The organism is Ramlibacter sp. (assembly GCF_028292805.1).
GTDB lineage: Bacteria > Pseudomonadota > Gammaproteobacteria > Burkholderiales > Burkholderiaceae_C > Ramlibacter.
This window is the reverse complement of the sequence record NZ_JAQGLS010000194.1, coordinates 1-12,412: the sequence shown is the minus strand read 5'-3', so window position 1 is coordinate 12,412 and position 12,412 is coordinate 1. Positions and strand designations below refer to the sequence as shown.

Sequence of the window (12,412 nt, the reverse complement as noted above, 5' to 3'; positions counted from 1 at the left end):
GCATTCGCCTGTCGGGCTGCCCCACGCTGACCATCAAGGACAACCCCGATCCGCTCAAGGTGGACCCGGTGGCCACCGTGATCGACGGCTGCGTCGGCTGCGGCCTGTGCGGCGCCAACGCGCATGCCGCCACGCTGTGTCCCAGCTTCTACCGCGCCGAAGTCGTGCAGAACCCCAAGTGGCACGAACGCCTCCTCCACTCTTTCCGCAGCGCCGTCGTCCGCGCCCTGCAGCCAGCATGAAAACTGGCTCCCCCCGGCAGCGGCCTGCGGCCGCATCCCCCTCAAGGGGGCGCCTCCAGCGGCCCGGCAAGGCCGGACCCGCGGTGGCACTGGCATTGAGCCGCGCATTGCCGACGGCCTTGACCTCAATGGAGAATTTTTCTTGAACTCGCAGCGCCCAGTTACCTTGTTGATCGGCGCCCTCGGAGGCGAAGGCGGCGGCGTCCTGACCGAATGGCTGATCGACATCGCCCGCCACGCCGGCTATGCCGCGCAGGCCACCTCGATCCCCGGCGTGGCCCAGCGCACCGGCGCCACCACCTACTACGTCGAGGTGTTCCCGGTGCCCGTGTCCGAGCTGGGCGGCAAGCGCCCGATCTTCAGCCTGAACCCGGTGCCGGGCGCGCTCGACGCGCTGCTGTCGTCGGAACTGCTGGAGACGGCGCGGCAGATCACCAACGGCCTGCCCTCGGCCGAGCGCACCCTGGTGATCACCTCGTCGGCCCGCGCGCTGACCACCATGGAGCGCATGCAGCTGGGTGACGGCCGCGTGGACTCCGCCGACCTGCTCAAGCTGGTGCAGCAGTTCAGCCGCGAACACCAGGTGTTCGACATGGCCGCCATCGCCAAGGACGCCGGCACCGTCGTCAGCGCCGTGATGCTGGGCGCGATCGCCGGCAGCGGCCTGTTCCCGTTCCGCCGCGAAGACTACGAAGCGGTGGTCAAGTCCGGCGGCAAGGGCGCGGAGGCCAGCCTGCGCGGCTTTGCCGTAGCCTTCGACGTCGTCGCCAAGGGCAAGCAGCAAGCCGCCTACGTGGCGCGGGTGCTGGCGCCGAACCCGCAATCGCCCGGCATGCTGACCGAGGAAGGCTCCGTGATCGAAGCCGACGCCGAAGCCGACGCGGTGGCCGCATCGGCCCGCGCCTCGCGCTCGGCCGCCGACGTGGCGACGCAGTTCCCGGCGCCGGTGCGCGAGATGTTCGGCCTGGGCTACGCCCGGCTGGTCGACTACCAGGGCAAGGCCTACGCCGACCAGTACGTGCAGCGACTGCAGGCTGTGCTGGCAGCGGAGCGCGAGATCGATCCGCAAGGCGCGCAAGGCTTCGCCACCACCCGCGAGATGGCGCGCTGGCTGGCGCTGTGGATGGCGTTCGACGACATCGTGCGCGTGGCCGACCTGAAGAGCCGGGCCTCGCGCTGGGCGCGGGTGCAGGGCGAGGTGAAGGCCGGCGAGGACGACCTGCTCAAGCTGTACGACCACTTCAAGCCCGGCGTGCCCGAGTTCGCGGCGATGCTGCCGGCGTCGCTGGCGCAGCGCGTGATCCGCTGGGACCGCAAGCGGGCCGCGCGCGGCAAGAAGCCATGGGCATTGCCGCTGAAGATCGGCACCCACAGCGTCTTCGGCATGGTGATGCTGCGCGCGCTGGCGGCCACGAAATTCCTGCGCCCGCACGGCAGCCGCTTCGCCACCGAGCAGCAGATGATCACCAAATGGCTGGACGGCGTGGTGCAAGGCACCCGCCGCGGCTGGCAGCTGGGCCATGAGATCGCCCTGTGCGGCCGCCTGATCAAGGGCTACGGCTCCACCAACGAACGCGGCAAGGACAACCTGCTGCACGTGCTGGACCACCTGGCCGCGGGTGGCCAGCCCGCGGACGCGGCCAAGGCCGTGCATGCGGCGCGCGAAGCGGCGCTGGCCGACGAAGGCGGCAAGCTGCTCGATGCGACCCTGGTGCAGCATGGCGCGCCCGCGCGGCCGGTCAAGGCCGTGCCGATCCACTGGGTGCGCAAGCCGCGCGTTTCCGCAAATCCCTAAGAAACGACGCAGGGCCGCTGCTACAGTTCTGGCGCAGGCGGAGTGGCGCAGCGCGCCGAGATCACCAACGACGAACTCAATCGATCCAGTAGGCAACCAATGAAAAACAACCGTTCCCTGTTTTCCCGCCGCAGCGTCATCACCGCCGCCCTGCTGGCCACCGCCCTGCCCGGCGTGGCCGTTGCGCAGGCCAGCTATCCCGACAAGCCGATCCGCGTGATCGTCAGCTTCCCGCCCGGCGGCGCCGCCGACCAGATCGCCCGCGCCGTCGCCGAGCCGCTGCGCCAGGCCCTGGGCCAACCGGTGGTGGTGGAGAACCGCGCCGGCGCCAACGGCAACATCGCCGGCGACTTCGTGGTCAAGCAACCGGCCGACGGCTACACGCTGCTCATGAGCTCGGGCGGCACGGTGTCGATCAACCCGCACCTGTACTCGAAGATGCCGTTCGACCCGACCAAGGACCTGGTGCCGGTGGCCGCCGCCGCCCGCGTGCTGGTGTTCCTGGAAGTGAACCCGCAGAAGGTGCCGGTGCCGGACGCCAAGGCCTTCATCGCCTACCTGAAGGCCAACCCGGGCAAGTTGAGCTTCGGCACGCCGGGCAACGGCAGCTCGCCGCACCTGGCCGCGGAAATGATGAAGGCCCAGACCAATGCCTTCGCCACGCACATCCCGTATCGCGGCGCCGCGCCCGCCATGCAGGACCTGCTGGGCGGCCAGGTCGACTTCATGTTCGACCCGGGCATCGGCCTGCAGCACGTCAAGTCCGGCAAGCTCAAGCTGCTGGCCGTGGGCAGCCCGAAGCGCTCGCCCCAGTACCCGCACGTGCCGACGCTGGACGAAGTGGGCCTGAAGAATTTCGACGCCGACACCTACTTCGGCTTCTATGCCGCAGGCGGCACGCCGCAGCCGGTCGTGTCCCGGCTGAACACCGAGATCAACAAGATCCTGCGCAGCCCGGCCTTCGTCGAGCGCATGAGCGCCATCGGCGCGATCCCGGCGCCGATGAGCCCGCAGGACTTCGGCATGCGCGCGCAGATCGACAGCGTCCGTTACGGCGCGCTGATCCGCGCCCGGAACATCAAGGGGGATTGAGTAAGCAGGCCCACCCCCGAAGCGCCTGCGGCGCCTGCCTCTCAAGGGGGCGCCGCCAGCGGACCGGCAAGGCCGGGTCCGCCGTGGCACTGGAAAAATCCCTGGAGTGTTCGAATTGAGTGAAGGCCAAGCAAACCGCAGCGTCGTCTACACCGTCAAGGTGGAGTTCGGCGACTGTGACCCGGCGCGCATCGTCTGGTTTCCCAACGTCTTCCGCTGGATCGACGCGGCTTCGCGGCACTTCTTCGTCGAGTGCGGCGTGCCGCCCTGGCACGAGACGGAAAAGACGCTGGGCGTGATCGGCACCCCGCTGGTGGACACCCACGCGAAGTTCATGAAGACCGCCAGCTACGGCGACGTGCTGCAGATCCACACCAGCATCGCCGAATGGCGTGGCAAGAGCTTCGTGCAGCGGTATGTCGTCAAGCGGGGCGAGGCGGCGATCATGGAATGCGACGAAGTGCGCATCTTCGCGGGCCGCCGCGAAGGGGATCCCACGGGGATCAGGGCGCTGCAGATTCCGCACGAGATTCGCAGTCTCTGCGGCTAGGGCACAAGGGTCCTCTAGCGGGGCCCTTTTTTCCCCCCTCCCCTTCTGTTCCCGCTCCCAGCGGGAGAGGGAGAGGAGGCAGGACGCCGTGCCACCGAAGTGCGCACATCGCACCTGAGCACCGTCTTCATGTAGTTCACCGCGGTCCGCTTTGCCGCCGGCGTCTCGGCGGCGATGCAGTCGGCCGGCACCCACAGCTCGAAGCCGCCGCGCAGAAAGGCGTCGGCGGCCGTCATCTGCACGCACATGTCGGCCGCCAGGCCGCACAGGACCAGCTCGCGCGCGCCCATTTCCTTGAGCAGCAATTCCAGCGGCGAGCCGTAGAACGCCGAGTGCCTGGGCTTGAGCAGCGTCACGTCGGTGGCGCGTGGCGCCAGCAGGCGGGCGATCTCGCCGGAGATGCCTTCGCGGCCGATGCACTGCGCCACCAGGCTGTGGAAGTCGGACTGCCACACGCCATAGTTGTCGTTGCTGTAGATCACCGCCGCGCCCGCCTTGTCCATGCGGTCGCGCAGCCGCAAGGTGGCCCGCGCGGCGCGCAACGCGGGCGGCGCCAGCTTCTCGGCGCCCGGGAAGTCCAGCGGGTTGATGAAGTCGATCAGGATCAGCACGCGCTCGCTGCGCGGCACCTGGGCGTGGGGTGTCATTCGGACAGCAGCCGGTGCAGCACGTCCATGGCGACGGGCTTGGTCAGGTGCAGATCGAACCCGGACTCGGCCGACCTGTCGCGCGCTTGCTGGTTGCCCCAGCCGGTCAGCGCCACGATGCGCAGGCCGCTGCCGGGATGGTCGCGGCGCAGCGTGGCCGCCACGTCGTAGCCGCTCAGGTCGGGCAGGCCGATGTCCAGGAACACCAGTTGCGGCCGGAAGGACGCCGCCGCCTCGAGCGCGGCGCGGCCGGTGTGCACCACCCGGATCTCGTGGCCGCCGCCGGCCAGCAGCATGCCCAGCGAGTCGGCGGCGTCGACGTTGTCGTCCACCACCAGCACCCGGCGCCCGCCGTCGACGGCGCCGTCCGGGGCCGTCGACGCAGCCGGCAGCAGTGCCTCCTCCTGCACCGCCAGCGGCAGCGTGATGCGCACGGTGGTGCCCTGCCCCGGCCCCGCGCTGTGCAGGTCGACCACGCCGCCGTGCAGCTCCACCAGCTTGCGCACCAGCGACAGGCCGATGCCCAGGCCGCCCTGGGCCGCGGCAATCGTCTGCGGCCCTTGCACGAACAGGTCGAACACCTGGCCGACCAGCTCCTTGCGGATGCCTTCGCCGTTGTCTTGCACCTCGATCACCACGGTGCCGCCGACCGGCTGCGCCCGCACCGCGACGCGGCCGCCGGTGGGCGTGTACTTGGCGGCGTTGTTCATCACGTTGGACAGCACCTGCGCCAGCCGCGTCGGGTCGCCGTCCAGCCACAGCGGTTGCGCCGGCAGCTCCACGCTCAGGTGGTGGCGGGCCCGCTCCAGCAGCGGGCGGCAGGCCTCCACCGCCGACTGCACCACCGCGGCCAGCGCCACCCGCTCCTGCCGCAGTTCGACCTTGCCGCGGCTGACCCTGGCGATGTCCATCAGGTCGTCGACCAGCCGCACCATGTGGGCCAGCTGCCGCTCCATCATCGACAGCACGTCGGGCGTGCGCTGCGGGTGCGTGCTGCCCAGGCGCCTGATCAACTCGACGCCGTTGCGCAGCGGCGCCAGCGGATTGCGCAGTTCATGCGCCAGCGTCGCCAGAAACTCGTTCTTGCGGCTGTCCTGCTCCCCCGCCTCGGCCACCCGGCGCGCCAGCTGCCGGTTCAACTCCCGCAGCAGTTGCTCGGCTTCCTTGCGCTCGGCGATGTCGATCACCGATCCGACATAGCCCAGGTAGTCGCCGGCGTCGGTGAAGCGGGGCGCGGCGGCGTCGATCACCCAGCGGTGGCTGCCGTCGCAGCGGCGCAACCGGTACTCGGTCTCGAACGGAACGCGCCGGGCATCGGCGACGAGGAAGCTTGCTTCGGCGGCGGCGCGATCGTCCGGGTGGATCGCATCCAGCCAGCCGAGCCCGAGCGCCGCGTGCGGCGGCTGGCCGGTGAACTCGTGCCAGCGGCGGTTCAGGTAGGTGCAGGCGCCGCTGGCGTCGGTCACCCACATCATCACCGGCGCATGGTCCGCCATGTTGCGAAAGCGCTGCTCGCTCTCGCGCAGCACCGCCTGAGCCTCGCGCCGCACCCGGGCCAGGTCGAGATTGGAGCGCACGCGCGCCACCAGCTCGCGCGCCGAGAACGGCTTGACCAGGAATCGTCGGCGCCCGCTTCCAGCCCGCCCACCCGGGCTTCCTCGCCGGCGCGGGCCGACAGCATCACCACCGGCACGTCGGCCAGCGCCGCATCGGCGCGGACGGCGCGCAACAGGCCGAAGCCGTCCAGCAGCGGCATCATCACGTCGGTCAGCACCAGGCCGGGCTTGCGTGCGCGGATGGCGGCCAGCGCCTCCTCGCCGTTGGCGGCGGTCACCACCTCCCAGCGCGCGCCAAGCAGCCGCGCCACGTATTCGCGCATGTCGGCGTTGTCGTCGGCCACGACGATGTGGGCCCGTTCATGCGCCGCGGCGGGCGCGTGGATGTCGTCGCCGTCAATGGCCGCCGGCAGGTCGGCGGCCGGCAGCCAGCGCAGGGCTTCCTCGACGAAAGCGTCGGCGCGGGCGGCGTCGGGGCCGGCGGCGCCGGACCCCGCCACCAGCGTCGCTTCGGCCAGGTGCTCCTGACCGAACGGCAGCGCCACTCGGAAAGTTGTGCCGCGCCCGGGCGCGCTGTCGGCCTCGATGCCGCCGCCGTGCTGGCGCACCAGCTCCTGCACCAGCGCCAGGCCGATGCCCGAGCCCTCGAACGAGCGGCTCTGCTGGCCCTGGATGCGATGGAAGCGCTCGAACAGGCGCGGCAGCTCGTGGGACGGGATGCCGACGCCGGTGTCGGCCACCTCCAGCACCGCGTGCCTGCCATCGGCCGACGGCGCCATGCGCACGTTGATGCCACCTTCGAAGGTGAACTTGAAGGCGTTGGACAGCAGGTTCAGGACGATCTTTTCCCACATGCCCGGGTCGACGAACACCGGCTGCGGCAAGGGCGGGCAATCAATCTGAAGGCGCAGGCCGGCGCGCGCCGTCACCGTCTCGAAGTTGGACGCCAGCTCGCGCGTGAACTGCGCCAGCGCCGTCGGCTGGAAGGCGGCCTGGGCGCGGCCCGCCTCGATGCGGGAGAAGTCCAGCAAGGTGTTGACCAGCCGCAGCAGGCGCAGGCTGTTGCGGTGCGCCACGTCCAGCAGCTCCACGTGGCGCCGCGGCAGCGCGTCGCGTTCGGCCATCGCTTCTTCCAGCGGGCCCAGCATCAGCGTCAGCGGCGTGCGAAATTCATGGCTGACGTTGGAGAAGAACGCGGTCTTGGCCCGGTCGATCGCGGCCAGCGCCTCGGCCCGCCGCTGCTCGGCCTGGTAGGCCTCGGCATGGGCCACCGCCGCCGCCGTCTGCTTGGCCACCAGCCCGAGGAAATCGCGATAGCGCGCTTCGAACAGGCGCAATGGGCTCAAGCCCACGATCAGCACGCCACGCGAGCCGCTCTTGCCGGCGGCCGGCAACGGCAGCACGACTGCCTGGCGCGGCGGCTCGCGCCAGGGGCCGGTGGGCCAGGGACCCAGCGCCGGATCCACCGGCCGCAGCCAGGGTTTGCCCTCGGCTTCGGCGGCCGCGCCGGTGCCCCACACGGTGTCGTCGGGCTCCAGCACCGGCGGCGCGGCGGCATGGCCGGGCACCAGGCCGGTCGTGCCTTGCAGGCGCAGCTTGTCTTCGCCCGGCGCCGCCAGGTAGACCAGCGCGAACGGGATGTCGTGGGTGTCGGTGGCCAGCCCCTGCAGCCCGCGCTCGCAGGCTTGCGCCGGCGTGCGGGCCTCGGCCGTGCGGGCGGCGACTTGGCGCAGCAGCGCCATCTGGCGCTCGCCGATCACCCGCTGCGTCTCGTCGGTGTTGGCGCAGATGATGCCGGCCGGGGCGCCGTCGTCGCCCGGGATCGGGCTGTACGAGAAGGTGTAGTAGGTTTCCTCGGGATAGCCGTTGCGCTCCATGATCAGCAGCTGGCTTTCCACGTAGGTGCCGTCGCCGGTCATGGCGGTGGACAGCAGCGGCGCGATATCGGTCCAGATCTCGCTCCACACAGTGGCCGTGGGCTGGCCGAGCGCCCAAGGGTGCTTGCCGCCGATGATGGCCCGGTACGGGTCGTTGTAGAGGTAGATCAGCTCCGGCCCCCAGCCGATCCAGATCGGCTGGCGCGACGTGAGCATGATGCGCACCGCCGTCTTCAGGCTGCGCGGCCAGTCGGCGGCCGGCCCGAGCGAGGTGGCCGCCCAGTCGTGGGCCCGGGTGAGGCTGCCCAGCTCGCCGCCACCCGCAAGGAAGTCATCGGAACGCTGAGCGACAGGGGTGGGATCTGGCATGGAGCATGCGCCAACTGGGCAATGCTGCATGCTAGAACGCGCCGCCGCCCGGCCTTGTAGGAGGGAGCCTACCGGCGCTGTACGGCTGAGCGGGCTATTTCTTGCCGAGGTTCAGCCGGGCGGCGCCTTCGGTGTACAGCTTGACCTTCTCGGCCATGAAGGCGTCCATTTCCTCGATCCCGACGTTGACCAGCTCGAAGCCGCTCTTGGCCGCCAGCTCCTTCATCTCCGGGTCGCTGTTCAGGCCGCGCCACAGGTCGGACATGCGCTTGCGCGCTTCCGGCGGAGTGGCCTTGGGCACGCCGATGCCGCGGTAGGCGCCGTCGACCCAGTCCACGCCCAGCTCCTTGAAGGTGGGCACGTCCGGCATCAGCGGGTGGCGCTTGTCCATGGCGACGGCCAGCGCACGGATGCGGGTCCTGTTGTTGATGGCGAAGGCGGTATAGGTCATGGCGCCGTCGACCTGCGCGCCCATCACCGAAGTTGCCATGTCGCCCGTGCCCTTGAACGGCACGTAGATGGTCTTGACGCCGAAGGCCGCATTCATGCGCTCGTGGGCCGCGTGGTTGGCCGAGTTCTGGCCCGAGCCGCCCAGGCTGAGCTTGCCGGGGCTGGCCTTGGCCGCCTTGAGGAAGTCGGCGAAGTTCCTGATCGGGCTTTGCTCGGGCACCACCAGGATGTCGGGCGTGTAGTGGAACCAGAACACCGGCGTGATGTCCTGGGTCTTGTACTGAACCTGGCCTTCGATCGGCTGGAACACGATGTGCGGCAGGTTGACGCCGACCACGTTGACGCCGTCCGGCGGCAGCTGGTTCATCTGCGTCCACATCAGCGCGCCGCCGGCGCCGGCCTTGTACTGGATGATGGTTTCGATGGCCGGGCACTTCTTCTTGAGCAGCACCTGCTGGTGGCGCGCCGACAGGTCGGACTCGCCGCCCGGGGGGAAGGCCTGCCAGTAGTTGAGGTTCTTGTCGGGGCAGGCTTGCGCCATGGCCAGCGGCGCCAGCAGGGCCAGGCCCAGGGCGGAAATCAGTCGCTTCATCATCATCGCTTTTGTCTCCTTGCAGGTTCTTGTGTCTTGAGCGCCCGGTCTTGTCGCACGAAATCAGCGGCGCAGCAATCGGTGACATACCGCAGCTGTGACGTGGGTGGTGCGGGCCTTGCCGCCCAGGTCGCCGGTGTGCAGGGCCGGGTCGGCGGTGACGGCTTCGATGGCCGCCATCAGCCGGCCGGCCGCTTCGGCCTCGCCCAGGTGCTCCAGCAGCAGCACGCAGCTCCAGAAGGTGCCCACGGGATTGGCCAGGCCCTTGCCCATGATGTCGAAGGCCGAGCCGTGGATCGGCTCGAACATGCTGGGGTAGCGGCGCTCGGGGTCGATGTTGCCGGTGGGCGCGATGCCCAGGCTGCCAGCCAGCGCCGCCGCCAGATCGCTCAGGATGTCGGCGTGCAGGTTGGTTGCCACCAGCGTGTCGAGCGAAGCCGGGCGGTTGACCATGCGGGCGGTGCAGGCGTCGACCAGTTCCTTGTCCCACTTCACGTGCGGGAACTCGCGGCTGACGGACAGGGCGATCTCGTCCCACATCACCATCGCGTGCCGCTGCGCGTTCGACTTGGTGACCACGGTCAGCAGCTTGCGCGGCCGCGCCTGCGCCAGCTTGAAGGCGTAGCGCATGATGCGTTCGACGCCGGCGCGGGTCATCATGCTGACGTCGGTGGCCACCTCGATCGGGTGGCCCTGGTGGGCGCGGCCGCCGACGCCGGCGTACTCGCCCTCGGAGTTTTCGCGCACGATCACCCAGTCGAGGTCGGCCGCCGTGCAGCGCTTGAGCGGCGCGTCGATGCCGGGCAGGATGCGCGTGGGCCGCACGTTGGCGTACTGGTCGAAGCCCTGGCAGATCTTCAGCCGCAAGCCCCACAGCGTGACGTGGTCCGGGATCTCGGGGTCGCCGGCGGAACCGAACAGGATGGCGTCCATGCCCCGCAGCGCGTCCAGGCCGTCGGCCGGCATCATCTCGCCGTGGGCGCGGTACCAGTCGCCGCCCCAGCCGAAGCTGGTGAACTCGAAGCCGAAGCCGTCCTGGCTGGCCGCGATCGCCTGCAGCACTTCCTGCCCCGCGGGGATCACTTCCTTGCCGATGCCGTCGCCGGGGATGCACGCGATCTTGTAGGTCTTCATGGCGACGATGCTGGCCCGGCACGAACCAGAAGGACTGCGGCAGAATTCAAGGCATTGTTAACCTGGGCGGAAACAATGGCCAACAGCGCTTCGTCCTCCGCGGACATGCAGTTCTTCCATCAGCTGGTGCGCGCAGGCAGTCTGTCGGGCGCGGCGCGCGAGCTGCAGGTGAGCACGCCCGCCATCAGCAAGCGGCTGGCACAGCTGGAGGGGCGGCTGGGGGTTCCCTTGCTGACTCGCACCACGCGCCGCATCGCCGTGACGCCGGAGGGTGAAACCTACCTCGAACATGCCCGCCGCATCCTGGCCGAGATCGAGTCGGCCGAAGGCCAGCTGCGCGGCCTGCGAGCCGAGCCGCGCGGGCTGCTGCGGGTCAATGCCACGCTCGGGTTCGGCCGCATGCACGTGGCGCCGCTGATCGCGTCGTTCGCCCGCAAGCATCCGCAGGTGGAGGTGCAATTGCAGCTGTCGGTGAACCCACCGGCGCTGACCGAAGGCGCGTTCGACGTCTGCGTGCGCTTTGGCGAGCCGCCCGACGCGCGGGTCGTGGCGCGGATGCTGGCGCCGAACCGGCGGCTGCTGTGCGCCGCCCCGGCCTACCTGGCCAGGCACGGCATGCCGAAGACACCGCACGAACTGGCGCAGCACAGCATCGTGGGCATCCGCCAGGGCGACGAAGCCTACGGCGTGTGGCGGCTGCGCTCGGGCAAGCGGCTGGAGACGGTCAAGGTGCGCGGCAACCTGAGCACCAATGACGGCGAGATCGCGGTGACCTGGGCGCTGGCCGGCCACGGCATCGTGCTGCGGGCCGAATGGGACATCGCGCGCTACCTGGCCAGCGGTCGCCTGCGGCAGGTGCTGGCGAACTGGCAGGCGCCGCCGGCGGACATCCATGCGGTGTACCCGGTGCAGCACCAGGGGGCGGCCAGGGTGCAGGCCTTCGTGGAGCACCTGGCCGCGCATTTCGGGGCGGCGGGGGTGGGCCGGGCGCCGTGACTCTTGCTCCTTGCCCCTCCGGGGCAAGGCTGGGATTGGGCGCCCCTGTCGGACGGAACGTTCCGGGCCTGCCCCCACCCCGACCCTCCCCGGGCGGGGGAGGGAGGGAATTCAAAGAACCAGGATCGCCCGGAAGTCGTTCACGTTGGTATGCGTCGGCCCGGTGATCACCAGGTCGTCCAGCATCCTGAAAAAGCCATAGGCGTCGTTGCGGTCCATGAACTGGTCGACCTTCATGCCCAGCCCCGTCGCCCGCGCCAGCGTCTGCGGCCCGACGCAGGCGCCGGCGTTGTCCTCCATGCCGTCGATGCCGTCGGTGTCGGCCGCCAGCGCCCAGACGCCGGGCTGGCCGTGCAAGGCTTGCGCCAGGCCCAGGCAGAACTCCCCGGCGCGGCCGCCGCGGCCACGCGCCGTGCCTTGGGGCTGCTTCTTGACGGTGACCGTGGTTTCGCCGCCGGACAGGATCACGCACGGCCTGCTGAACGGCTGGCCGCGCCGCGCAACGGCGCGCGCCAGCGCCGCGTGCACCTTGCCGACCTCGCGCGACTCGCCTTCGATCTCGTCGCTGAGGATGTGCGCCTCGACGCCGGCCACGCGCGCTGCGGCGGCTGCAGCTTCCAGCGACCGCTGCGGCGTGGCGATCATGTGCAGCTGGTGGCCGCCGAACAGCGCGTCGCCGGGCTTCGGCGTCTCCAGCGCGCCCTGCGCCAGCAGGCTCCCGATGTTGCCTGGCACAGAGATGCCATAACGGGCAAGGATGGCGACCGCGTCGGCGCAGCTGGTGGCGTCGGCCACCGTCGGGCCGCTGCCGATCACCGAGGGGTCGTCGCCAGGCACGTCGCTGATCATCAGCGTCACCACCCTGGCCGGGGCGCAAGCCGCCGCCAGCCGGCCGCCCTTGATGCGCGAGAGGTGCTTGCGCACGCAGTTCATCTCGGTGATGTTGGCGCCCGAGTCCAGCAGCTCGCGGTTGACGCGCTGCTTTTCCTCCAGGCTGAGCCCCTCTGCCGGCAGCGTCAGCAAGGCGGAGGCGCCACCGGAGACCAGGCACAGCACCAGGTCGTCGGCGGTCAGGCCGCGAGCCAGCGCCAGGATCCGCTGCGCCGCCTCAA

10 protein-coding genes and 1 pseudogene are annotated in these 12,412 nt (G+C 70.3%); 5 read left to right on the top strand and 6 right to left on the bottom strand.

Annotated elements, in window-relative coordinates; all coding sequences use genetic code 11:
• The 4 genes and pseudogenes from JWP65_RS11945 to JWP65_RS11930 form a co-directional block, all read left to right on the top strand.
• Nucleotides 1-242, top strand: a pseudogene (locus JWP65_RS11945) (indolepyruvate ferredoxin oxidoreductase); the annotation flags it as partial.
• Between the two features lie 142 nt (nucleotides 243-384).
• A complete protein-coding gene (locus JWP65_RS11940; protein ID WP_299763965.1) occupies nucleotides 385-2,037 on the top strand; it encodes an indolepyruvate oxidoreductase subunit beta family protein in 1,653 nt (550 codons plus the stop codon).
• Nucleotides 2,038-2,136: 99 nt separating this feature from the next.
• Nucleotides 2,137-3,129 carry a tripartite tricarboxylate transporter substrate binding protein gene (locus tag JWP65_RS11935; protein ID WP_299763963.1) on the top strand — a complete coding sequence of 331 codons (993 nt, stop codon included), beginning with the start codon at nucleotides 2,137-2,139 and terminating at the stop codon, nucleotides 3,127-3,129.
• A gap of 115 nt (nucleotides 3,130-3,244) precedes the next feature.
• The gene (locus tag JWP65_RS11930; RefSeq protein WP_299763961.1) at nucleotides 3,245-3,679 is read left to right on the top strand and encodes an acyl-CoA thioesterase; all 435 of its coding nucleotides are present in this window, start codon (nucleotides 3,245-3,247) and stop codon (nucleotides 3,677-3,679) included.
• 14 nt (nucleotides 3,680-3,693) lie between these two features.
• Here the strand turns inward: JWP65_RS11930 and JWP65_RS11925 are convergent, their stop codons facing one another.
• The 5 genes from JWP65_RS11925 to JWP65_RS11905 all read right to left on the bottom strand — a co-directional run bounded on the left by JWP65_RS11925 (nucleotide 3,694) and on the right by JWP65_RS11905 (nucleotide 10,304).
• Complete coding sequence (locus JWP65_RS11925) at nucleotides 3,694-4,326, bottom strand: cysteine hydrolase family protein (RefSeq protein WP_299763959.1); 633 nt, start codon at nucleotides 4,324-4,326, stop codon at nucleotides 3,694-3,696.
• Entirely contained in the window at nucleotides 4,323-5,903 is a 1,581-nt protein-coding gene (locus tag JWP65_RS11920; protein ID WP_299763957.1) for an ATP-binding protein, read from the bottom strand. Before JWP65_RS11920 ends, JWP65_RS11925 begins: the two co-directional genes overlap by 4 nt.
• Complete coding sequence (locus tag JWP65_RS11915) at nucleotides 5,801-8,128, bottom strand: ATP-binding protein (RefSeq protein WP_299763955.1); 2,328 nt, start codon at nucleotides 8,126-8,128, stop codon at nucleotides 5,801-5,803. The genes JWP65_RS11920 and JWP65_RS11915 overlap by 103 nt, the downstream gene beginning before the upstream one ends.
• A gap of 94 nt (nucleotides 8,129-8,222) precedes the next feature.
• Entirely contained in the window at nucleotides 8,223-9,176 is a 954-nt protein-coding gene (locus JWP65_RS11910) for a tripartite tricarboxylate transporter substrate binding protein (protein WP_299763953.1), read from the bottom strand.
• 57 nt (nucleotides 9,177-9,233) lie between these two features.
• Entirely contained in the window at nucleotides 9,234-10,304 is a 1,071-nt protein-coding gene (locus JWP65_RS11905) for a tartrate dehydrogenase (protein WP_299763951.1), read from the bottom strand.
• 75 nt (nucleotides 10,305-10,379) lie between these two features.
• Between JWP65_RS11905 and JWP65_RS11900 the strand changes: the two genes are divergently transcribed.
• Nucleotides 10,380-11,300 carry a LysR substrate-binding domain-containing protein gene (locus JWP65_RS11900; RefSeq protein WP_299763949.1) on the top strand — a complete coding sequence of 307 codons (921 nt, stop codon included), beginning with the start codon at nucleotides 10,380-10,382 and terminating at the stop codon, nucleotides 11,298-11,300.
• Nucleotides 11,301-11,411: 111 nt separating this feature from the next.
• Here the strand turns inward: JWP65_RS11900 and JWP65_RS11895 are convergent.
• The coding region (locus JWP65_RS11895) for a glycerate kinase (protein WP_299763947.1) at nucleotides 11,412-12,412 on the bottom strand (1,001 nt) is incomplete at its 5' end.

Bases quoted from the DNA above. Each gene is read 5' to 3' on its own strand.
- JWP65_RS11935 (WP_299763963.1), top strand. From the start codon at position 2,137: ATGAAAAACAACCGTTCCCTGTTTTCCCGCCGCAGCGTCATCACCGCC.
- JWP65_RS11925 (WP_299763959.1), bottom strand. From the start codon at position 4,326: ATGACACCCCACGCCCAGGTGCCGCGCAGCGAGCGCGTGCTGATCCTG.
- JWP65_RS11915 (WP_299763955.1), bottom strand. From the start codon at position 8,128: ATGCCAGATCCCACCCCTGTCGCTCAGCGTTCCGATGACTTCCTTGCG.
- JWP65_RS11910 (WP_299763953.1), bottom strand. From the start codon at position 9,176: ATGATGATGAAGCGACTGATTTCCGCCCTGGGCCTGGCCCTGCTGGCG.
- JWP65_RS11905 (WP_299763951.1), bottom strand. From the start codon at position 10,304: ATGAAGACCTACAAGATCGCGTGCATCCCCGGCGACGGCATCGGCAAG.
- JWP65_RS11900 (WP_299763949.1), top strand. From the start codon at position 10,380: ATGGCCAACAGCGCTTCGTCCTCCGCGGACATGCAGTTCTTCCATCAG.